This is a genomic window from Cecembia calidifontis, from assembly GCF_004216715.1.
GTDB lineage: Bacteria > Bacteroidota > Bacteroidia > Cytophagales > Cyclobacteriaceae > Cecembia_A > Cecembia_A calidifontis.
On sequence record NZ_SGXG01000001.1, the window covers coordinates 1,837,984 to 1,860,000 of the forward strand.

26 protein-coding genes (1 of these 26 only partly in view) are annotated in these 22,017 nt (G+C 39.9%); 19 read left to right on the plus strand and 7 right to left on the minus strand.

Features of this window, described 5'->3' with window-relative positions; translation table 11 throughout:
• Position 1 precedes the first annotated feature (1 nt).
• Positions 2-880 (plus strand): cysteine synthase CysM, encoded by an 879-nt coding sequence (cysM, locus tag BC751_RS08035; protein WP_130275096.1) that lies wholly within the window; start codon positions 2-4, stop codon positions 878-880.
• 58 nt (positions 881-938) lie between these two features.
• On the opposite strand, the gene BC751_RS08040 is transcribed toward cysM, so the two are convergent.
• From BC751_RS08040 to BC751_RS08055, 4 genes are all read right to left on the minus strand, one after another.
• Positions 939-1,655: a DUF4397 domain-containing protein gene (locus tag BC751_RS08040; RefSeq protein WP_130275097.1), complete on the minus strand. Its 717-nt coding sequence runs from the start codon at positions 1,653-1,655 to the stop codon at positions 939-941.
• A gap of 119 nt (positions 1,656-1,774) precedes the next feature.
• Positions 1,775-3,142: a Gfo/Idh/MocA family protein gene (locus BC751_RS08045; RefSeq protein WP_130275098.1), complete on the minus strand. Its 1,368-nt coding sequence runs from the start codon at positions 3,140-3,142 to the stop codon at positions 1,775-1,777.
• Between the two features lie 325 nt (positions 3,143-3,467).
• On the minus strand, positions 3,468-4,538 hold the full coding sequence (locus tag BC751_RS08050) for an Ldh family oxidoreductase (protein WP_130275099.1): 1,071 nt from the start codon (positions 4,536-4,538) through the stop codon (positions 3,468-3,470).
• Positions 4,539-4,562: 24 nt separating this feature from the next.
• Positions 4,563-5,519: a Ppx/GppA phosphatase family protein gene (locus BC751_RS08055; protein WP_130275100.1), complete on the minus strand. Its 957-nt coding sequence runs from the start codon at positions 5,517-5,519 to the stop codon at positions 4,563-4,565.
• A 167-nt stretch (positions 5,520-5,686) separates the two neighbouring features.
• Between BC751_RS08055 and BC751_RS08060 the strand changes: the two genes are divergently transcribed.
• The 3 genes from BC751_RS08060 to BC751_RS08070 all read left to right on the plus strand — a co-directional run bounded on the left by BC751_RS08060 (position 5,687) and on the right by BC751_RS08070 (position 9,455).
• Entirely contained in the window at positions 5,687-7,270 is a 1,584-nt protein-coding gene (locus tag BC751_RS08060) for an acyl-CoA carboxylase subunit beta (RefSeq protein WP_130275101.1), read from the plus strand.
• Positions 7,271-7,314: 44 nt separating this feature from the next.
• The gene (locus BC751_RS08065; protein WP_130275102.1) at positions 7,315-8,382 is read left to right on the plus strand and encodes a M42 family metallopeptidase; all 1,068 of its coding nucleotides are present in this window, start codon (positions 7,315-7,317) and stop codon (positions 8,380-8,382) included.
• Between the two features lie 302 nt (positions 8,383-8,684).
• Positions 8,685-9,455, plus strand: a complete 771-nt coding sequence (locus BC751_RS08070) for an ABC transporter substrate-binding protein (protein WP_130275103.1) — start codon at positions 8,685-8,687, stop codon at positions 9,453-9,455.
• A gap of 25 nt (positions 9,456-9,480) precedes the next feature.
• On the opposite strand, the gene BC751_RS08075 is transcribed toward BC751_RS08070, so the two are convergent.
• The gene (locus BC751_RS08075; protein ID WP_130275104.1) at positions 9,481-10,179 is read right to left on the minus strand and encodes a protein kinase domain-containing protein; all 699 of its coding nucleotides are present in this window, start codon (positions 10,177-10,179) and stop codon (positions 9,481-9,483) included.
• 126 nt (positions 10,180-10,305) lie between these two features.
• On the opposite strand from BC751_RS08075, the gene BC751_RS08080 reads away from it, so the two are divergent.
• From BC751_RS08080 to BC751_RS08095, 4 genes are all read left to right on the plus strand, one after another.
• Positions 10,306-11,316, plus strand: a complete 1,011-nt coding sequence (locus BC751_RS08080) for an IS30 family transposase (protein ID WP_130273814.1) — start codon at positions 10,306-10,308, stop codon at positions 11,314-11,316.
• Between the two features lie 47 nt (positions 11,317-11,363).
• Positions 11,364-11,606 (plus strand): hypothetical protein, encoded by a 243-nt coding sequence (locus BC751_RS08085; protein ID WP_130275105.1) that lies wholly within the window; start codon positions 11,364-11,366, stop codon positions 11,604-11,606.
• A 169-nt stretch (positions 11,607-11,775) separates the two neighbouring features.
• Entirely contained in the window at positions 11,776-12,915 is a 1,140-nt protein-coding gene (locus tag BC751_RS08090) for a DUF4221 family protein (protein WP_242617406.1), read from the plus strand.
• Positions 12,912-13,304, plus strand: a complete 393-nt coding sequence (locus tag BC751_RS08095; protein WP_130275107.1) for a hypothetical protein — start codon at positions 12,912-12,914, stop codon at positions 13,302-13,304. The genes BC751_RS08090 and BC751_RS08095 overlap by 4 nt, the downstream gene beginning before the upstream one ends.
• A 217-nt stretch (positions 13,305-13,521) precedes the next feature.
• Here the strand turns inward: BC751_RS08095 and BC751_RS08105 are convergent, their stop codons facing one another.
• Positions 13,522-14,220: a protein kinase domain-containing protein gene (locus BC751_RS08105; protein WP_130275108.1), complete on the minus strand. Its 699-nt coding sequence runs from the start codon at positions 14,218-14,220 to the stop codon at positions 13,522-13,524.
• 73 nt (positions 14,221-14,293) lie between these two features.
• Between BC751_RS08105 and BC751_RS08110 the strand changes: the two genes are divergently transcribed.
• The 4 genes from BC751_RS08110 (at position 14,294) to BC751_RS08125 (ending at position 16,384) form a co-directional block, all read left to right on the plus strand.
• Positions 14,294-14,533, plus strand: a complete 240-nt coding sequence (locus BC751_RS08110) for a hypothetical protein (protein WP_130275109.1) — start codon at positions 14,294-14,296, stop codon at positions 14,531-14,533.
• A gap of 95 nt (positions 14,534-14,628) precedes the next feature.
• Complete coding sequence (locus BC751_RS08115; RefSeq protein ID WP_130275110.1) at positions 14,629-15,804, plus strand: DUF4221 family protein; 1,176 nt, start codon at positions 14,629-14,631, stop codon at positions 15,802-15,804.
• Entirely contained in the window at positions 15,801-16,202 is a 402-nt protein-coding gene (locus BC751_RS08120) for a hypothetical protein (protein ID WP_130275111.1), read from the plus strand. Before BC751_RS08115 ends, BC751_RS08120 begins: the two co-directional genes overlap by 4 nt.
• On the plus strand, positions 16,169-16,384 hold the full coding sequence (locus tag BC751_RS08125; protein WP_207226855.1) for a hypothetical protein: 216 nt from the start codon (positions 16,169-16,171) through the stop codon (positions 16,382-16,384). The genes BC751_RS08120 and BC751_RS08125 overlap by 34 nt, the downstream gene beginning before the upstream one ends.
• A gap of 24 nt (positions 16,385-16,408) precedes the next feature.
• Here the strand turns inward: BC751_RS08125 and BC751_RS08130 are convergent, their stop codons facing one another.
• Positions 16,409-17,110: a protein kinase domain-containing protein gene (locus BC751_RS08130; RefSeq protein ID WP_130275112.1), complete on the minus strand. Its 702-nt coding sequence runs from the start codon at positions 17,108-17,110 to the stop codon at positions 16,409-16,411.
• Between the two features lie 71 nt (positions 17,111-17,181).
• Between BC751_RS08130 and BC751_RS08135 the strand changes: the two genes are divergently transcribed.
• The 7 genes from BC751_RS08135 to BC751_RS08170 form a co-directional block, all read left to right on the plus strand.
• On the plus strand, positions 17,182-17,421 hold the full coding sequence (locus tag BC751_RS08135) for a hypothetical protein (RefSeq protein WP_130275113.1): 240 nt from the start codon (positions 17,182-17,184) through the stop codon (positions 17,419-17,421).
• Positions 17,422-17,517: 96 nt separating this feature from the next.
• Entirely contained in the window at positions 17,518-18,693 is a 1,176-nt protein-coding gene (locus tag BC751_RS08140; protein WP_130275114.1) for a DUF4221 family protein, read from the plus strand.
• Complete coding sequence (locus tag BC751_RS08145) at positions 18,690-19,043, plus strand: hypothetical protein (RefSeq protein WP_130275115.1); 354 nt, start codon at positions 18,690-18,692, stop codon at positions 19,041-19,043. The genes BC751_RS08140 and BC751_RS08145 overlap by 4 nt, the downstream gene beginning before the upstream one ends.
• 250 nt (positions 19,044-19,293) lie before the next feature.
• Positions 19,294-19,500 (plus strand): hypothetical protein, encoded by a 207-nt coding sequence (locus BC751_RS08150; protein WP_130275116.1) that lies wholly within the window; start codon positions 19,294-19,296, stop codon positions 19,498-19,500.
• A 70-nt stretch (positions 19,501-19,570) separates the two neighbouring features.
• Complete coding sequence (locus BC751_RS08155; RefSeq protein WP_130275117.1) at positions 19,571-20,749, plus strand: DUF4221 family protein; 1,179 nt, start codon at positions 19,571-19,573, stop codon at positions 20,747-20,749.
• On the plus strand, positions 20,746-21,150 hold the full coding sequence (locus BC751_RS08160; protein WP_130275118.1) for a hypothetical protein: 405 nt from the start codon (positions 20,746-20,748) through the stop codon (positions 21,148-21,150). The genes BC751_RS08155 and BC751_RS08160 overlap by 4 nt, the downstream gene beginning before the upstream one ends.
• 291 nt (positions 21,151-21,441) lie before the next feature.
• A protein-coding gene (locus BC751_RS08170) for a Gfo/Idh/MocA family oxidoreductase (protein ID WP_130275119.1) crosses the window boundary here: on the plus strand, positions 21,442-22,017 show its 5' end (the start). It continues 774 nt past the right edge of the window; 576 of the gene's 1,350 nt are visible here — the first part of the coding sequence; the start codon lies at positions 21,442-21,444; its stop codon lies beyond the right edge, outside the window.

Consider the following 22,017-nt stretch of genomic DNA (forward strand, 5'->3'; position numbering starts at 1 on the left):
CATGAAATTACTGGATTTGATTGGAAATACCCCTTTGGTGGAGTTGTCTCATATTCCAGTGAAGCCTAAGGTCAAGATTTTTTGTAAGCTGGAAGGCCAAAACCCCGGAGGAAGTGTAAAAGATAGGGCGGCTTACAATATGATAAAAAGTGCCTTGGAAAGAGGGGATATTAAGCCTGGAGATAGACTGGTAGAGGCGACAAGCGGAAATACCGGAATAGCACTTGCCATGGTAGCCAATGTAATGGGGCTGGAGATGACCTTGATTATGCCGGATAATTCCACCAGAGAAAGAGTACTTTCTATGGAAGCTTATGGAGCCAAAGTAATACTAACACCCGCAGAAAGGACGATTGAATATTCCAGAGAATTGGCAGAAGAAATGGCTCAAAAAGAGGGTTATATTATCCTCAATCAATTTGCAAATTCTGATAATTATTTGGCCCATTATTATAGCACTGGTCCTGAAATATGGAAGGATACCCATGGGAAAGTTACCCATTTTGTATCTGCCATGGGTACTACGGGTACCATTATGGGTGTGTCCATGTATTTGAAAGAAAAAAATCCTGCCATTCAGATTGTTGGGACACAGCCCACGCATGGCTCCAATATTCCAGGAATTAGAAGATGGACACCGGAATTTCTTCCCAAGATATTTGATGCTTCCAGGGTGGATCAAGTGATTGATGTAAGTCAGGAAGAAGCGACTTTAATGACAAGGAGGATGGCCAGAGAGGAGGGAATCCTGGCCGGGATGAGCAGTGGGGGGGCACTCCATGCTGCCTTAAAATTGTCGGAGTCTTTGGATGAGGGATTGATTGTTTGCATTACCTGTGATAGAGGAGACAGGTATTTAAGTTCAGATTTGTTTGGATAAAAAAATCCCGGAAGCTATGGCCTCCGGGATTGATAAAAATTAACCCAGAAAAAACAGCTTAGAATTTAATATAGTTGGTTATTAGTTGGATGCTTAATGGTTTACTACCGTTTATAGGTGTTTCATGTCCTCTGATTACCAGGGAATAAACCCGGTTTCCCCTTAGGTCGATTTCACTGCTGCTTACCAATACTTCTCCGGTGACTCTTGACTTTACTTCCACATTGTATTTGCCTTTTTCGATTTTTTTGAATTCGGAAATTTCCCTGAAACCCTGGTATTCCCCGAAAAGCTTTAGGTTTCCATTCAAAAGAACCTCTATTTCTCCGGAATCAGGGGATAAATGGGCAAGCCTTATTTGGGCATGATCAGCATCCGGATCGCTCCATTTATCTTCCACCTGAACCACTTCAAGGTCAGAAACCGTATTTGCCAAAAAAAGTGTATAAACTTTGTCTTTTTCAAAAGTAAATTCCGATTCCAATAAGGTGTTTACGGCAAGGTAGGGAGTAAATCTCAACAGTCGTTTTCCTGTAAAAAACTGACTATAAGGGAAGGACTCTCCAAATCTTAGTGGAGATTGCGTGATTTTTCTGGCTTCTGTATAAATGTCAAGATCAGGAGCGTCCGGTGAGCCATGATAAATGGAAACAAATGCCGCATCCGGTAAAGGACGGTCATTGTGATCAGGCAAGCAGCCAAACCAAAGGAAAGAAGAAGTGAGCAGCATTAATACTGCAATGCTTTTGCTGAATTTAATTAAATGGGATTTCATTTTTTAAATAGTTGGTTTAGTCTTCTAAAAATGAAGACGCAACCAGAACCAAAAGTGCTACAGGCAGGATAAAAAAAAATCCCCAAATTTTGTTGGGGATTTATGGAGGTTTATTTCTGTTAAACTTTGTCGGGTTCGGGATGAACCCAGGGTCCTCTGTAAGGTCTCCTTAGTCTTGAAGTTGCCTCCGGATCATTGACAACGATCATTTTTTTAGGATCATATACCAGTGGCCTACCTCCCAGATCCATTGAAATATTTGCCAAAATACAGGAAGCTGTTGAAATATGGCCCTCCTCAATATCTGCTACGGGGAGCTTATTTTGTTTGATAGCGTCTATCAGGTTCTGCATCTGTCTCCTTGTAGCAGGAGCCGCATTGAGTTCAATTCTGTCTTCACTTAGATCTTCAGGGTATTTTTCTCTTTCGTATAGGCAGTCATAAAGGATCTTTTCCCCTTTTCCATAAGGGAAGTATTCTGCTTTTAGGGTACTTCCTGCCAACATGCCATGTTCTCCAAATATTTTGAATGCCCATGGATATTCGGGGTCGACAGGGTTGCCCCATGTTCTATGCTGCCATACCACATTCAATTCATCATATTCAAAGATGGCAGTCTGGGTGTCAGAAATATTCGATTTTCCTTCTTTTTGGACATAAATTCCACCTGTTGAGGTGATTTTTTTTGGCCATCCCAACCCTAAGAGCCATCTGACAGTGTCCAACATGTGTACACACATGTCCCCTGTAATACCGTTGCCATATTCCATGAAAGTTCTCCACCATCGGATATGGGGAAGTCCATCATAAGGTCTCAAGGGGGCAGGTCCTGTCCACATTTCGTAATCCAGAAAATCCGGTACCGCTTCTTCAGGTGGATTGCCATTGGCACGCATATGATAATAGCAGCAAATCTCGATATGGGATATTTTCCCCAATTTACCTGTATCTATAATTTCTTTTTTGGCATCCATCAGGTGGGGAGTACTTCGCCGCTGAACCCCAACCTGCACTTTTTTATTATATTTCCGGGCTGCAGCCACCACCGCCTCTCCTTCGATTACGTCTACGGAAATGGGTTTTTGGAGATAAACATGGGAACCCGCCTGAATAGCTGCAATAGCCTGTAATGCATGCCAATGGTCTGGGCTTCCTATGACGGTAATGTCGAGTTTGTGGTTTTTGAGTAATTCCCTGTAGTCTTTATAAAGCTGTGGTGTTTTTCCGGATTTTGACCTTTTAGCTACTAATTCCCCGGCCTCTTTTAGAAGATTTGAATCCACATCACATAGGGCTACTACCTCACAGTTGGCTATCTGCATCAACCTGAAAAGATCGCTTTTTCCATACCAACCAGTACCGATTAGGGCAACTTTTAGAGGTTGTTCGTTATTTATGGGATACATCCCCGTCAGCCCCATACTGGCAAGGGCTAGGGTAGCGGCACTTCCTGTTTTAAGAAATTCTCTTCTGTTGAGCTGAGCCATAGGTTATTGGGTTAATAGGTTTTCATAATTGTTTGGACAATTTACAAAAAGCCTAAAACCAAACCAATGCCTTTTGATGAATGGCTAAATAAAAAGAATTCAGATGCTTTTGGGCAAAATCAGGCTTTCAAAGCTGGAATAGGTCAATACTCCTTTCAGGATTAAGATTATCCGCAAGCATTCCACAATCTGAACGCATTAAAACCTACCTGTATTTTAAAATCAAGACCCATTAATATCCAAATATCAAGAAATATCGGCACGGGTAAAACAGCGTTTCTCACGAATACTGGAGTCTTTGCGGATATAATATACCCGATAGATTTTAAAGTTTTACTCCAAATCTATCTCCCAATTGACTTAAATCTTCCACCACAGGAGCAAGGAGGGGAATGCCACTGATGCGCCTTTCAGCCTCCAATTCTCTTTCAGGATCTCCCGGGATGATTACCTTTTCATTTCCCGGCGTAGGTGTGGCTTTTCTGAACCGGGTGATCCAGTTATCCATATGTGTTTTGAATTCTTCTGCGGGACGGAATGCATCTACCCTCATGGCACCGAAGAAGTGACCAATTCCTTCTCCTACCGGGTTGGGGTCTGGATCAAGAAATGCCACAAATGGAGGAACCCATGGGCCATAATTGGCACCTGATAAAACTGCTGAAAAAATATCCACTATAGCGCCTAAAGCATAGCCTTTGTGCGATCCATGTTCTCTGTCACCGCCCAATGGAAGTAAAGCCCCTCCTTTTTTTACCCCATTCGAATCAGTAGTGGGATTACCTTCTTTGTCCTGGACCCAACCTAAAGGGGCATCCAGATTTTTTCTTTGCAGGATTTCCAATTTGCCGTTGGCAGCAGTGGTAGTAGCCATGTCTGCCACAAATGGGGGTTGCTCTTTGGCTGGAATTGCTACTGAAATGGGGTTAGTTCCTAAAAGCCTTTCTTTAGAAAAGGTCGGACTTACCAAAGGACTGGCATTGGTCAGGGAAATGCCTATCATGTCGTGTTCCAGAGCCATCATGGCATGGTATCCGGCTATTCCATAATGGTTGGAATTTTTGACGGCCACCCAGCCTGTACCTGCGTTTTTAGCTTTTTCAATGGCTACCTGCATGGCGTAAGGAGCCACTACCAAACCAAGCCCCCCATCTCCATCTACCACCGCAGTGCTTGGACTTTCATGGACAATCCTGATATCCGGTTTTGAATTGATCCGGCCTTTTTCCCAAAGTCTTACATATCCTGATAAGCGGGCAACTCCATGTGAATCTACTCCCCTTAAATCAGCAGATAAGAGTACGTCGGCTGCAAGTTGTGCATCTTTTTCAGGGCAGCCTATTTTTACCAAAACAGACTGCGTAAATTCAAATAAGCGGGAATAACTGAAGATCATTATATCAATAAAGCAATGAATGATTTACCTGCTTTCAACCGTTGCAAGGGAATCTTTTCCCATCAACCGGGCAATCACCCCTTCTTTTAAAGCATAATTGGAACAGATGAGGATATTGACAGGTAATAATTTTAATATGTATTCTATCAAACAAGATGCCACGACAATCATATCCACCCGCATGGCAATCATTCCAGGGATTTTCAACCTTTCCTCCTTATTCAAAGTCAATAATTTCCTTGCGATGATCTCAAATTCTTCACGGGGTAGTTGAAATACTTGCTCTGTTCTCTGTTTTGTTTGATGCAATGAAGCATAGTAAATGTCGGAAAGCGTGTCAAAAGTTCCGGAAGCTCCTACAAGACCTGTTGGCTGATAATGTTGAATGGCTTCTGCCAAAGGCTGAAGTTTTTCAGAGAGATAAACAGTTAGGTTTTCAACTTCCTCGGGTAGTATTGGATCATGATAATGAAAAAGATCCAACATGCGCTGCCCACCGATTTCAAAGCTTTTTCTCCAAAAGGCCTGTTGCTGGTTCCCAATAATAAATTCTACAGACCCTCCTCCAATGTCCATCATCAGGCTGGTTTGGTCGTTAAGTGCACCGCTGAGCCTAATACCCTCAAAAATCAGCTGGGCTTCTTCTTCACCATCGATCACATTCACATAAATTTTGAATTTTTCACGGATTTTTTCTACAAATTCCGCTCCGTTATCCGCATTGCGGACCGCACTTGTGGCAAAAGCAAAAATATTGGTGATACCTTCTCCGTCAATCAGATTTTTAAAATGCTGAAGGGTATAAAACGCCCTCTTTTCCGCATCAGGATGGATCATATTATTACTGATACCTCCCTGTCCGATTTTTACCGGGGACTTTTCTTTGTAAATGGTTTCGAATCGATTCTCGTATAACTCAACCAATAACAAATGAAATGTATTGGTGCCCATGTCAATAATTGCTGCCTTATTAGGAATCATGCCAGCCTGATTTTTAGTTGTGCGAATATAGAAAGTTTATCGTAAATCCATGAAAATTACTTTTTTAATCTCCGGATTTTGGAATTGCCCCTATCTTCATCAAGAATTATTTTCTACCTTATTCCACGGTCCTTATATTTGGGCCAAACCAAAATGACTTTAGAAATATGGATAGCAATATTAAAGGTGTGTACACCCTGCCGACCAATAAGGATAAGTTTGAACTTCTAAAGAAAAAAAATGAAGAGGCACTACAAGGGGGAGGGGAAAGCAGAATTGCCGCCCAGCACAAAAAAGGCAAACTTACTGCCAGGGAACGTATCCACCTTTTAATGGATGAAGGGACTTTTCAGGAGATAGATAAATTTGTTATGCACCGGGCCAAGGATTTTGGACTCGATAAAGAACACTACTTGGGAGATGGTGTCGTGACAGGCTATGGTGAAATCAATGGGCGTTTGGTATACGTTTATTCTCAGGACTTTACAGTGTTTGGAGGGTCACTTTCAGAAACCCATGCCGAAAAAATCTGTAAAATCATGGACATGGCCATGAAAAATGGGGCTCCTGTGATAGGATTGAACGATTCCGGAGGTGCCCGTATTCAGGAAGGGGTAGTTTCCTTGGGTGGCTATGCGGATATTTTCTACAGGAATACCTTGGCATCCGGTGTGGTACCTCAGATTTCTGCCATCATGGGGCCATGCGCCGGTGGTGCAGTGTATTCACCTGCCATCACGGACTTTATTTTGATGGTAGAAAATACCTCTTATATGTTTGTGACTGGCCCAAATGTAGTGAAAACTGTAACCCAGGAAACCGTCACGGCAGAGGAATTGGGAGGAGCCAGCACCCACAGTACCAAAAGTGGGGTCACCCATTTTGCCTGTGCCAATGAATTGGAATGCATCGACCATATCAAAAAACTACTGAGCTATATCCCTCAAAACTGCGAAGACGAGGCGCCTGTATATGAGTATGAGCTGAAGGAAGATGAGACCAGGGAAGTGCTCGACAGCATTATTCCTGACAATCCCAACCATCCTTACGATATGCGTGAGGTGATTGATGGAATAGTGGACGAAGGTTCTTTCTTTGAAGTGCATAAAAATTACGCGGACAACATTGTGGTGGGATTCGCCAGATTGGCTGGCAGGAGCATAGGCATTGTAGGCAACCAGCCCCAGTCCCTTGCTGGAGTACTCGACAACCATGCCTCTATCAAAGCAGCCAGATTCGTGCGATTCTGTGATTCTTTCAATGTGCCTTTGTTGGTTTTGGTAGATGTGCCTGGTTTCTTGCCCGGGACAGACCAGGAATGGAACGGCATTATTGTCAACGGCGCAAAACTGCTCTATGCCTTTTCTGAAGCTACCGTGCCAAGGGTAACGGTGATTACGAGAAAGGCTTATGGTGGTGCTTACGATGTAATGAACTCCAAGCATATCGGTGCAGACCTGAATTTTGCTTGGCCAACGGCAGAAATTGCCGTGATGGGAGCAAAAGGAGCTGCTGAAATTATTTTCAAAAGAGAGATTGCCGAAGCTGAAAATCCCGAAGCCAAACTCCAGGAGAAAATTGATGAGTACACTGCCAAGTTTGCCAATCCTTACCGTGCTGCCCACAGGGGGTTTGTAGATGAGGTCATCATGCCTTCCGAAACCAGGGAGAAACTCATCCGTGCTTACAAAATGTTGGAAAACAAGGTGGACAAACTTCCAAGAAAGAAACACGGGAATATACCCTTGTAATGATTCGATAATTATATAAAATAAACCAAATTCTCAGGATACCAATGGCTCCAAATATAGACTTCTTATACAAGTACCTTAACAATGCCTCTCCCACAGGCTTTGAGGCATCAGGACAACAGATATGGCTGGATTATCTCAGACCTTTTGTTGATACCTATTTTACAGATCATTATGGTTCGGCTGTAGGAGTGATCAACCCTGAACACCCCTATAAAGTGGTCATCGAGGCCCATGCGGATGAGATTTCCTGGTTTGTAAATTATATCAATTCCGATGGCTATATTTATGTAAGGAGAAACGGAGGTTCGGACCATATGATAGCCCCTTCTATGCGAGTGAATATCCATACAGATAAGGGTATAGTGCCAGGGGTATTCGGTTGGCCGGCCATTCATGTCAGAAAAGATGGAAAAGAAGAAGCACCGACTTTGGACAATATTTTTATAGATGTGGGGGCCAGGACAAAGGAGGAAGTAGATGAAATGGGCATTCATGTCGGATGTGTCATCACTTTCAAAGACGAGCTACAGGAGCTGAACGGGAAGTTCTATTCTGGCAGAGCCTTGGATAACAGAATTGGAGGCTATATGATTGCCCAAGTGGCCAAAAAAATAAAAGAATCAGGAAGTAAACTCCCCTTTGGACTGTATATAGTCAATGCGGTGCAAGAAGAGATTGGTCTACGAGGTGCAGAAATGATTGCATCGAGAATAAAACCCAATATTGCCATCATTACGGATGTCTGTCATGACACTACAGCGCCCTTGTACAGCAAAATCAGTTCCGGGGAACAAGTAGCTGGAAAAGGCCCCGTTTTAACATATGGCGCTGCAGTACATAAAAAACTGTTGGACCTGATCATTTTAACGGCAAAGAAAAACGATATCCCATTTCAGAGAGCAGCCGCTTCAAGAAGCACAGGAACAGACACAGACGCTTTTGCCTATTCCAATGAAGGGGTGCCTTCGGCCTTAATTTCTTTGCCATTGAAATACATGCACACTACAGTAGAAACCGCCAGCAAGGAAGATATCAACAATGTGATTGAACTCATGTACAAGTTCCTAACAGAGTTTGATCCGGGTTTTGATTTTAGATATGTGGTTTAGAGGCTAGAAGGATAGACTTGATTTGTCAAATGACTTGAGATTGTTGTATAGAAACAAGAGGCAAGAGTCAAGAAACAAGGTTTGATTTTACGTCTGACTGTATTAGGATTATCTTGGAAGGCCCCAGCCAACAGTAATTTGGTCTTAAGTCTTATGTCTTGTGTCTAGCGACTTGTGTCATGATAACCCGACGACAACCATGACAACTCTTAAAACTAATCACAAGTCACATAATTAGCTAATCCACCAATCACTCAATCAACCAATTCCTAATTCCCCACTCTTCATTCCTCATTCAAAAAATGCCCTTCTACACCGACCAAATGAACCGAACGGTCAACATCCCTGAGCATCCTCAGCGGATTGTTTCGCTCGTGCCTTCGCAGACGGAGTTGTTGGTGGATTTGGGTTTGGAGGAGAGGCTGGTCGGGCTGACGAAGTTTTGCGTGCATCCCCAAAGGCTTAAAAAACAAAAGACCATCATCGGAGGAACTAAGAATTTTCATTTCGATAAGATTGAAGCCCTACAACCCGATCTGATTATTGGTAACAAAGAGGAAAATTATCAGAAGGGAATAGAACTATTGGCAGAGAAATACCCTGTCTGGATGAGCGACATATCTACTTTGGAGGATGCTTTGGAGATGATGAAGGGAATAGGGGAGATCACCGGAACTACTGCCAAGGCAAAGGAATTGATTCATGTAATCAGCCTTGAAATGGCCTCCCTTTCTCAACGAAACAAGGGTTCAGCTGTGTATCTGATTTGGAAGGATCCGGTGATGGCTGCTGGAACACAAACATTTATCCATTATATGTTGGGTAAAGCAGGATTTACCAACTTGGTACAGGAGCCTCGTTACCCTGAGCTTTCCATGGAGGATTTAAAAAACCTTTCCCCTGACTTTTTACTGCTCAGTTCCGAACCCTTTCCCTTCAAACAAAAACATATCGATGAATTTGCCGCTCATTTACCGCAAACGCAGGTACAATTGGTGGATGGGGAAATGTTTTCCTGGTATGGGAGCAGGTTGAGGTATTTCAGGGAATATGTGGAAGGAGTTCCGTTTTAGTAATCTTAAAATATTGCCCTAAAGTTTATTCAATCATTTTTAGGATTTCGGAAGGGGATGGTCTCAAATAAGGATCATGAGCTAAGCACATTTCAATAAATTGTCCAAATGGTTCAGGAAATGTATCAAATGCAGGCCCTTTAATATTTCCGGTTACAATATTGTTTTTGACCTCGGCTATGCTTGAGGTTCTCCGGTCACCAAACGGGTACTGTTTGGTGAATAGGATATAAAGCATGACACCAAGTGCCCATATATCCATTTTTGAAGTCACTTTTTGGGAAAGATAAACTTCAGGGGCGAGGATTTCGGGTGTATAAAATCCCCCGTTCAATTCGATTCCCGAAGATTCCTTTTTTAAGGTCAATAAATCTCCGATTTTAAAGTCAATGCTTTCATTTTCTTTGTGCATGAGGATATTGGAGAGCTTTAAGTCGGAGTGCACGAGGTTTAATGAATGCAGGTAAGCCAGGCCTGATAGGGTTTGAAAAATGAGTTTGTTCAGAAGTTGAAGGGATATTTTGTGCTTTTCTATGAAGTCATTGAGAGACCCCAGGTTGCACCAAGGAGATTGCAGGTAAGGGTTTCCAACTTCTGGATTAAGGTGGATGGAGATTACCGGGTTGATATTTGGGTGGTCTAATTTTGATACAATACCAATAATATTCTTGTCTATAGCATCCCATTGGTCAATGGGAATGAGTTTTTTTACAATTTTTTTCATTTTAACGCTAAGAAAGTTTGCGTTTTAAAGATCTCCTATATTCAAGTCATAAATGCAACACTAAGGGTTTAAGGGAAGGAACCTAGGTTCCTTCCCTTAGGCTGAAAATATTAATTTAGTGTTGTCATGAATAAATTTAAACATCTCAGCCAGGAACAAAGGTACCAAATAGAGGCTTTATTTAGAAACGGAACTTCCCAGACCAAAATCGCTGCGATTATCGGTGTCAACAAAAGTACTGTATCCAGAGAACTTCAAAGAAATACCGGCAAGAGGGGCCGTTATAGCGGTGAATATAAGGCTGCAGTTGCCCAGAACCGTACAGACGAAAGACATAGACTCAAGAGAAAGCGAATCAAATTTACCGAGTCCCTTAAAGAAGAGGCCCGCAAATTCCTTGTTGTTGACAAATTGAGCCCAGAGCTAATATCGGTCACCTGGAAGAAACAAGGTAAAGAAGGGGTTTGTCATGAGACACTCTACAACTGGATATTTACTGCCAAAAAAAGTAGCCATTGGAGATACCGAAGGGACAGGGAGCTTTACAAGAATCTCCGGCATGGTAAAAGAAAGCGTAAGAGAGGTAATTACAGGCATACCAGAGGAATTATCAGGGAGAGAGTTCCAATTGACCAAAGGCCTCCTGTAGTTGAAAAAAGACAAAGGATAGGAGATATTGAAGTAGACCTTATGATGGGGAAAAACCACAAATCAGCTCTTTTGGTACTGGTGGACAGGGCAACCTTGGTTACTACCATAGAGAAACTTGATGGTAAAAATGCAGATATCATTGAACAGAAAATAGCAAAGAGAATACAGAGAATTGGTGCTTCGTTCTTCAAATCAATCACTTTCGATAATGATATGGCATTCGCAAACCATTATAAAATCAGAGATAAATTCAATATCCCAACATTCTTTACAAGACCATACACTTCACAGGATAAAGGAACAGTGGAAAACAGAATCGGACTTATCAGGGCTTTCCTGCCAAAGGGTACTGACCTCAATCAAATCTCTCGGGAACAGATCCAAAATATAGAAACCAAAATCAATAACAGGCCAATAAGAAAGTTTAATTATCTTAGTCCTATCGAATGTCTAATGAAAAAATTAGGCGTTGCATTTATGACTTGAACATGGCTCTTTTTTTTTTTTTGAAAGACAACTAAAAAACAAATATTATGAAAACAACAACATTCAGATTTCCGAAAACAGTAATGGCGATTGCGGGAGCAGCGGCATTGGTTGTCACCACAGGTTTCATTTCATCAGAAGCCACGGAGGTGGTAGAAGAAGCGGAAGAGCTATTTGTAGAAATGGAGGAAGAAGCTTTCTTAGGAACTACTTATAGAGATTTGCAATGTGGTGCAAGAGGGGGGAATTGTTTGCCGACTTTCTGTTGCGTTACTCCGCCAAAAGAATAATTAAGGTTAACCAAAGGCCGCGGTAATTTCTATTTAAACAAAACTTGATTTTAAAGAGATTACTGCGGCTAACTTATGAAACTTTCCCAAAAATACTAAATCTATATTTTAATTAATTATGAAATTTTTGATAACTAAAATGCTGTTACCAATTTTAATTTTTTCTCTTTTGAATCTAAATTGTAGTGGAGAAGCTAACAATAAAGATAATCGACAGTTTGTTGCATCAGGGGAATATAGGATTGATTTAGATCAGTTTACATCACCTGTAGAAGAGTATTTCCAATTTGTACCTAGTTGGAGAGGCAATGATGCGATAGCTTTTCACATCCGAAAAAAAGGAGAAATAAAGTTGTATGATTTAAAATCTGGTAAATTAACAGAGTCTTTGAAATATGCTGATGATGGACCAAATGCCTTCCAAAACATATATGATTTTCATATCCATGATGAAGACCATATATTTTTGAACAGGAAATATCATTATAAGACCCATTTGGTAAATAAGGACTTTGAACTCAAAAAAACATACGGATTTTTGGAGCCGGGTACCAAGCTTGATCCCAGTTCCGGAATTCCTTTGGCTTCAGATACTTTTTTGCCCATTTTTGATCATAATAAGATTATAAAAAAAAATAAAAATGGTTTTATAGTCTCTGGTTTTGCTGATGTGAATAGATCTTCCCCCAAAGCCTTTGCTGTAAATTGTTTGTTGGTCGAGGTAAATGAAAAAACCGGTGAGATCAAAAGGCTATTAGGATACCCACTAAAAATGAAAGGTAAAGCATGGGGGACATTTCATGGGAACCTTTATACTTTTCATTCCGAATTGACTGATATGTTTTATCTAAGTTTTGCAGCTGATGAAGAATTGTATTTAGCTGAAAATGGTTTAAATATCTTAAATAGCTTTGAGGCTAAGCCTACGGGGTTTAAACCCATAAAGCCAATACCACCTTCCGCTGCAAATTCTGATAAGGCTTACCTAAATCATTACAATGAACAATATATTTTTGGTTCAGTACTTTATGATGAGTACCGTGATTTGGTTTACCGTATAGCTTTGGAGCCCAACCCTGACTATGGGGATGTTTTCGTGAAAGACCCATTGTACAGGCCGAGAAATATGGTAGTGATGGCCTTTGACCCTGATCAGGATTATAAAAAAGTGGCTGAAATGCGCTTGGTTCAAAGCGGGAAAGGAGTTTACCTGGACCGGTGTTTTGTGAATGAAAAGGGACTAAATATTACCTATGTGGATCTGGAAAACGAGGACAAGCTGTATTTTAAGACTTTTTTAGTGGAATGAGAAATACAATACTTTTCCTGCTTTGGATTTTTACCTTTTCAAGCTGTGACAGGACATCTGAAATGGACAATTATTATCTCTATCTTGAGAAGATTTTGGGAGAGGCACCTGATGCATCTCAACAATATGTATTGGTTTCGGATTATAGCTGCTCTTCCTGTAAGGAAAAGGTTTATCGGGAGATAGAGGAGAAGTCCAGTACTAAAGTATATATTATCTTACAGCCTAGGAATAAGGTCATTATTCAGGACCGTTTTCGGGAAGCTATTAGTGAAAACAGGCTGATTATTGATACGGCGAGACTTAATCTGGAGAAGGGAGTGATTATTGACAAGGCAGTGGAGGTACAGTTCCAAGATGGAAAATGGGTAGTAAGGGAGCTGGATTGAGTTATTGAATAGCCCATCCCCTGATTTTTACTACTCAGTTCCGAGCCTTTTCCCTTCAAGCAAAAGCATATCAATGAATTTGCCGCTTATTTACCGCAAACGCAGGTACAATTGGTGGATGGGGAAATGTTTTCCTGGAATGGGGGCAGGTTGAGGTATTTTAGGGAATATGTGGAAGGAGTTCCGTTTTAGTAATCTTAGAATATTGCCCTAAAGTTTATTCAATCATTTTTAGGATTTCGGAAGGGGATGGTCTCAAATAAGGATCATGAGCTAAGCACATTTCAATAAATTGTCCAAATGGTTCAGGAAATGCATCAAAATCAGGCCCTTTAATGTTTCCGGTTACAATATTGTTTTTGATCTCGCCAATGCTTGAGGTTCTCCGGTCACCAAATGGGTACTGTTTGGTGAATAGGATATAAAGCATGACACCAAGTGCCCATATATCCATTTTTGAGGATACTTTTTGGGTAAGATAAACTTCAGGGGCGAGGATTTCGGGTGTATAAAATCCCCCGTTCAATTCGATTCCGGAAGATTCCTTTTTTAAGGTCAATAAATCTCCGATTTTAAAGTCAATGCTTTCATTTTCTTTGTGCATCAGGATATTGGAGAGCTTTAAGTCGGAGTGCACGAGGTTTAATGAATGCAGGTAAGCCAGGCCTGATAGGGTTTGAGAAATAAGTTTATCCAAAAGTTCAAGGGATATTTTGTGCTTTTCTATGAAGTCATTGAGAGACCCCAGGTTGCACCAAGGAGATTGCAGGTAAGGGTTTCCAACTTCTGGATTAAGGTGGATGGAGATTACCGGGTTGATGTTTGGATGGTTAAAATTTGATATTATCCCAACAATATTCTTATTAATAGCTTTCAATTGGTCATTGGAAATAAGTTTTTTTACAATTTTTTTCATTTTATTACTAAGAAAGTTTGCGTTTTCAAGATCTTTTTTTTTTTTTTTGAAAGACAACTAAAAAACAAATATTATGAAAACAACAACATTCAGATTTCCGAAAACAGTAATGGCGATTGCGGGAGCAGCGGCAATGGTTGTCACGACAGGATTCATTTCATCAGAAGCCACGGAGGTGGTAGAAGAAGCCGAAGAGCTTTTTGTAGAAATGGAGGAAGAAGCTTCTTTAGGGACTACGTATAGAAAAAATACTTGTGAGGGAAGGGGCGGAAATTGTCTTCCTACATTCTGTTGCGTAGAAGTAAAAGAATGATAAGTAAATGAAAGGCACAGTCACCCAAAGCACATCAGTTTTTGGGTGTTTGTTGCCTTTTTTCTTAAAAAAGAATCCTCAAAAATCAGAAAAACATGAAAGGTGTATTGGTTTATGCTTTAGTATTAATCCCTCTGGTGGCATGTAATCCGAGTCCGGGGGGCGTCAGTTCAGAAGGTTTCCAGTTAAAAGATGGCTATGAAATAAATCTTGACAGCTATACGTCTCCGGTAGAGGAGTTTTTCCAGTATGTTACTGACTGGAAAGGCAGGGAGATGATAGCGTTTCATGTCAGGAAAGCTAATACCATAAAATTATATGATCTTAAAACGGGGGATCTGGCGGAGGAATTGAAGTACAGTGAAAATGGTCCAAACGCCCTTCCCAATATTTATGATTTTCATATTCATGACCAAGATCATATTTTTTTAAACAAAAGGTATCATTATACACTATACCTTGTTGACTCAGATTTTAACATTAAAAACGAATTTTATTTTTTAGAAGATGATGAAAAAATTGATCCAAATTCAGGAATACCACTTTCCGGTGATTCATTTCTTTTAGTATTTAACGAAAAAGAGCTCTTTAGGAAGTTTGGTGACCAAATTATTGTTAACGGAGTACCTGACAAAAATGCAGATTATTCATCATCCTATGAAGTTAATTGTTTATTAGTAAACCTGAATTTAGGGTCTAAAGAAATCAAGAGACTTTTAGGGTATCCTAAAACAATGAAGGGAAATGCTTGGGGCGTTTTTCATGCAAATCTTTATTCTGATTTTATTGAATCTTCAAATAAATTTCTGCTAAGTTATGCAGCTGATGAATCCCTTTATTTGTCAGACTATAAAGATCAGTATTTGGAAAAATTTGCCGCTCATCCGAAAAACTTTAAAAGAATTGAACCTCTTCCCGGAGTAGCTAAGAATAATGATAGGGCTTATTTATCCCATTATAATGAACAATATATTTTTGGTTCAGTACTTTATGATGAGTACCGTGATTTGGTTTACCGTGTAGCCTTGGAGCCCAACCCTGACTATGGGGATGTTTTCGTGAAAGACCCATTGTACAAACCGAGAAACATGGTGGTGATGGCCTTTGACCCTGATCAGGATTATAAAAAAGTGGCCGAAATGCGCTTGGTTCAAAACGGAAAAGGAGTTTACCTTGACCGTTGTTTTGTGAATGAAAAGGGACTCAATATTACCTATGTGGATTTGGAAAATGAGGATAAGCTGTATTTTAAGACTTTTTTAGTGGAATGAGAAATACAATACTTTTCCTGCTTTTGAGTTTTACTTTTTCAAGCTGTGACAGAACTTCTGAAAAGGACAGTTATTATCTCTATCTTGAGGAGATTTTGGGAAAGTCTCCGGATGAATCTAAACAATATGTATTAGTTTCGGATTACAGCTGCTCTTCCTGTAAGGAGCAGGTTTATCGGGAGATAGAGGAAAAGGCCAATAATAAAGTATATATCATATTACAGCCCAGAAATAAATTGGTACTTCGGGAACGGTTTCAGGATGCAATTTTTGAGAACAGGCTTTTTATTGATACTTCAAGACTTAACCTTGAAATGAATCTCGTCATGGACAAAGCTATGGAGCTGGATTTTCAGGAAGGTAAATGGATACTTTTGGAGATGGAAGGGGAATTATAACCCTTTCTCCTGATTTTCTTCTGCTCAGTTCTGAACCCTTTCCCTTCAAACAAAAACATATCGATGAATTTGCCGCTCATTTACCGCAAACGCAGGTACAATTGGTGGATGGGGAAATGTTTTCCTGGTATGGGAGCAGGTTGAGGTATTTTAGGGAATATGTGGATGCAATGATCTTTTAGGGGGGATACAGAGCATGACTTTTTTTACTGTTCTATCATCAAAAGAATTTCGCTGGCGGATGGTCTCAAATAAGGATCATGAGCTAAGCACATTTCAATAAATTGTCCAAATGGTTCAGGAAATGCATCAAAATCAGGCCCTTTAATGTTTCCGGTTACAATATTGTTTTTGATCTCGCCAATGCTTGAGGTTCTCCGGTCACCAAATGGGTACTGTTTGGTGAATAGGATATAAAGCATGACACCAAGTGCCCATATATCCATTTTTGAGGATACTTTTTGGGTAAGATAAACTTCAGGGGCGAGGATTTCGGGTGTATAAAATCCCCCGTTCAATTCGATTCCGGAAGATTCCTTTTTTAAGGTCAATAAATCTCCGATTTTAAAGTCAATGCTTTCATTTTCTTTGTGCATCAGGATATTGGAGAGCTTTAAGTCGGAGTGCACGAGGTTTAATGAATGCAGGTAAGCCAGGCCTGATAGGGTTTGAGAAATAAGTTTATCCAAAAGTTCAAGGGATATTTTGTGCTTTTCTATGAAGTCATTGAGAGACCCCAGGTTGCACCAAGGAGATTGCAGGTAAGGGTTTCCAACTTCTGGATTAAGGTGGATGGAGATTACCGGGTTGATGTTTGGATGGTTAAAATTTGATATTATCCCAACAATATTCTTATTAATAGCTTTCAATTGGTCATTGGAAATAAGTTTTTTTACAATTTTTTTCATTTTATTACTAAGAAAGTTTGCGTTTTAAAGATCTTTTTTTTTTTTTGAAAGACAACTAAAAAACAAATATTATGAAAACAACAACATTCAGATTTCCGAAAACAGTAATGGCGTTTGCAGGAGCGGCGGCAATGGTTGTCACGACAGGATTCATTTCATCAGAAGCCACGGAAGTGGTAGAAGAAGCCGAAGAGCTTTTTGTAGAAATGGAGGAAGAAGCTTCTTTAGGGACTACGTATAGAAAAAATACTTGTGAGGGAAGGGGCGGAAATTGTCTTCCTACATTCTGTTGCGTAGAAGTAAAAGAATGATAAGTAAATGAAAGGCACAGTCCCCCAAAGCACAACGGATTTTGGGTGTTTGTTGCCTTTTTTCTTAAAATAAGAATCCTTAAAAATCAGAAAAAAATGAAAGGTGTATTGGTTTATGTTTTAGTATTAATCCCTCTGGTGGCATGCAACCCAAGTCCGGAGGCCGTCAGTTCAGAAGGCTTCCAGTTAAAAGATGGCTATGAAATAAATCTTGACAGCTATACGTCTCCGGTAGAGGAGTTTTTCCAGTATGTTACTGACTGGAAAGGCAGGGAGATGATAGCGTTTCATGTCAGGAAAGCTAATACCATAAAATTATATGATCTTAAAACGGGGGATCTGGCGGAGGAATTGAAGTACAGTGAAAATGGCCCAAACGCCCTTCCCAATATTTATGATTTCCATATTCATGACCAAGATCATATTTTTTTAAACAAAAGGTATCATTATAAACTATACCTTGTTGACTCAGATTTAAACATTAAAAACGAATTTTATTTTTTAGATGAGGATGAAAAAATTGATCCAAATTCAGGTCTGCCATTATCTAAGGATACTTTTCTTCCTGTTTTTAACCATAACAGGTTATTTAAAAGCTTTGGAAATCATATAGTATTGACTGGCTCACCTGATTTGGATCCTGATTTTACAAATTATTTTGATAGTGATTGTCTTTTGGTAAAGGTTTGTCAAGAGAATAAAGATATTCAAAGGGTGACAGGATATTCTCAAAAACTTAAAGGTAAGGCTTGGGGTTCATTTCATGCTTTTTTGTATACAGATTTTAATCCTGATGAAAACGAGTATTTTTTGAGTTATGCGGCAGACGATGAAATTTACATTAAAGATCTGAATTTTTCAAAGATTGGAAGTTTCAAGACCTTCCCGAATAAATATAAACAAATACTGCCTATACCTTCATCTGCTCGGGAATCAGAAAAGTCTTATTTATCCCATTACAATGAACAATATATTTTTGGTTCAGTACTTTATGATAAGTACCGTGATTTGGTTTACCGGATAGCCTTGGAGCCCAACCCTGACTATGGGGATGTTTTCGTGAAAGACCCATTGTACAAACCGAGAAACATGGTGGTGATGGCCTTTGACCCTGATCAGGATTATAAAAAAGTAGCCGAAATGCGCTTGGTTCAAAGCGGAAAAGGAGTTTACCTTGACCGTTGTTTTGTGAATGAAAAGGGACTCAATATTACCTATGTGGATTTGGAAAATGAGGATAAGCTGTATTTTAAGACTTTTTTAGTGGAATGAGAAATACAATACTTTTCCTGCTTTTGAGTTTTACCTTTTCAAGCTGTGACAGGACTTCTGAAAAGGACAGTTATTATCTCTATCTTGAGGAGGTTTTGGGGGAGTCACCTAAAGAATCCCAGCACTACATAATTGTGTCAGATTATGGCTGTTCGGCCTGTAAAGAGCAAGTATATCAGGATATAGAGGGAAAGTCTTCACAACATGTATATGTAATCGTGCAACCTAGAAATAAAACAATTCTTCTGGAGCGTTTTCAGGAAGCTATTTTTGAGAACAGGCTATATATTGACTCCGCTAGAATAAACCTGGACAAAGGAATAATCATTGAAAAGCTGCGGAGATATTGATGCAGGATGGGAATTGGCTATTGAGAGAGTTAGATGGAGTTTTGTGATATTTCTGCCTCCCAATTTTAATGAGAGCGTTTATATTTGGATGGTCTAAATCTGATATTATCCCAACAATATTTTTATTAATAGGATTCAATTGGTCATTGGGAATAAGTTTTTTTACAATTTTTTTCATTTTATCGCTAAGAAAGTTTGCGTTTTAAAGATCTTTTTTTTTTTTTGAAAGACAACTAAAAAAACAAATATTATGAAAACAACAACATTCAGATTTCCAAAAACTGTCATAGCAGTTGCAGGAGCAGCAGCTATGATGTTTGCTACATGTGGTGTGGTGCTTGTATCCAATTCGACGGTGCAGGCGCAGTCCGGAGGAATTTGGCACGGTAGTGAGTTCTGTGAAAGGCCAGGTAATTTCACATGCTTACCTCCCGTGGATGTAAAAGTAGAAGATTAATTTTTTAGGGTGCAAATAGGAAACTTGTTCTTATTTGCGTCCCGTTATTGGACAGTTTAATCAAGTAATAATGAATATTAGAGTTTCTTGTATAGTATGCATTTTCCTAACACTAGTAGCTTGCTCTGAAAAGAAAATGGAAGAGTCGCTAGGAGTTTTTCGGCAAGTGAATACCTATCATTTGGATTTGGATAGGTTTACCTCTCCTACAGAGGATCATTATCAATATGTACCGGATTGGAAGGGGGAGGAGGCCTATGCATTTCATATTGAAGCCAAAGGACAGATCAAATTGTACAGTTTAGCATCCGGAGCTTTGCTAGAGACTTTACCCTATGCTCTCAATCAACCGAATTTACAGTATGGGGTCCAAGATTTTTATATCCTGAATGAGGACAGTATTTTTTTAAACCGTCGCCGTGCGTACAAGGTTTACCTTATTGATAGCCAATTTGAAATCATCCGGACATTGAATTTTATGCCAGAGGATGATGAAATAGACAAAAATACCGGTTGGCCTAAATCTAAAGACACATTTTTACCCGTTTGGAATAGAAACAGGTTTTTTAGAAAAATTGGAGAGGAAATTTTTCTTACAGGAGCACCAAATTTTGATTCCCGCTTTGCAGATGCTACCTATACAAAAACATTGCTTAATTCTTATTCTCTAGCCACCAAAAAGATTATTCCTGTTTTGGGATATCCGGAAAGAATTCAGGGCAAGGCTTGGGGGGAGTTTTTTGACATGGTTTTTTTAGATTACAGCCCTGAGGGAGATTTTTTTGTTATAAGCTATGCTGCAGATGAACAGGCTTATGTAGCAGATAGGTCTATGCATGTGGTCCATGCGTTTGATGCCTACCCGCTGGATTTCAAAAAAGTACCTCCTTTATCTAAGAAAGAAGTAGAAAATAATGATGCATACAGAGCCCATTGGCAGGAAAATAATATTTTTGGCCCTATTCATTGGGATCCTTATAGAAACTTGATCTATAGGATTATGGAAGAACCTAATGAAGATTATATCCCAAATCTGCTTAGAGATCCCATTCAAAGGGCGAGAAACATGGTAGTCATGGCATTTGATCCTAAGCAAAATTATAAAAAAGTAGCCGAGATGCGTCTGAAGAAAACGGCAAAAGGTCTTTTTCTTGATCGCTGCTTTGTCAATGAAAAGGGACTCAATATTACCTATGTGGATTTGGAAAATGAGGATAAGCTGTACTTTAAGACTTTTTTAGTGGAATGAGAAATACAATACTTTTCCTGCTTTTGATTTTTACCTTTTCAAGCTGTGACAAGACCTCTGAAAAGGGGGGGTATCATCTCTATCTTGAGGAGGTTTTGGGGCATGCACCTGATGAATCTCAACAATATGTTTTGGTTTCTGATTACAGTTGCTCTTCCTGTAAGGGAAAGGTTTATCGGGAGATAGAGGAGAAGTCCAGTACTAAAGTATATATTATCTTACAGCCTATGAATAAGGTCATTATTCAGGACCGTTTTCGGGAAGCTATTAGTGAAAACAGGATGATTATTGATACGGCGAGACTTAATCTGGAGAAGGGAGTGATTATTGACAAGGCAGTGGAGGTACAGTTCCAAGATGGAAAATGGGTAGTAAGGGAGCTGTATGGAGTTATTGAATAGCCGATTCCCTGATTTTTTCTCCTCAGTTCCGAACCTTTTCCCTTCAAGCAAAAGCATATCGATGAATTTGCCGCTTATTTACCGCAAACGCATGTACAATTGGTGGACGGAGAAATGTTTTCCTGGTATGGGAGCAGGAGTTTAAAAGTCAGAGATTATTTCAAGAGTTTCTAGATTTAAAAGGTTTACCCAATCTGTTTGCCGTTTATAAAATTATAAATCATTCTGACGGACTTTTTTAAAAATTTTAATTAACTTTTGCTCTTCAAAATTTACAATTTCCCTAATGCCATGAAGCAACAAAGAAGGAACTTCTTGAAAAAACTAGGTGCGACAGGGGCAGTTGCCGCCTTAAGTCCTCTCGCGCTCAGTCCAGAAGCAAAAGCAAAAAATATTTTGGATAGAAGTCAGCCATTCTCATCCCTCAATAATTCTACGATAAAATTAGCCTTAATAGGAGCTGGAATTATGGGGATAGAAGATACCAACACGGCACTTCGCCATGCCAATGTTGAACTTGTGGCTGTTTGCGACCTATATAAGGGGAGGCTGGATGCGGCAAAACAACGTTGGGGGAACCATCTTTTTGTCACGCAAGATCATACAGAATTACTCAAGAGGAAAGATTTGGATGCAGTGATCATAGCCACTTCTGACCACTGGCACAAGCAGATCAGTATAGATGCCCTCAATGCAGGAAAGCATGTGTATTGTGAAAAGCCCATGGTTCACTCAGTAAAAGAGGGCATGGACGTGATCAATGCCTGGAAAAAGTCAGGCAAAGTAATGATTGTGGGTAGCCAAGGTGTTTCTTCTTTGGGCAATGAAAAAGCGAAAGAATTATTGGCGGAAGGTGTGATAGGAGAT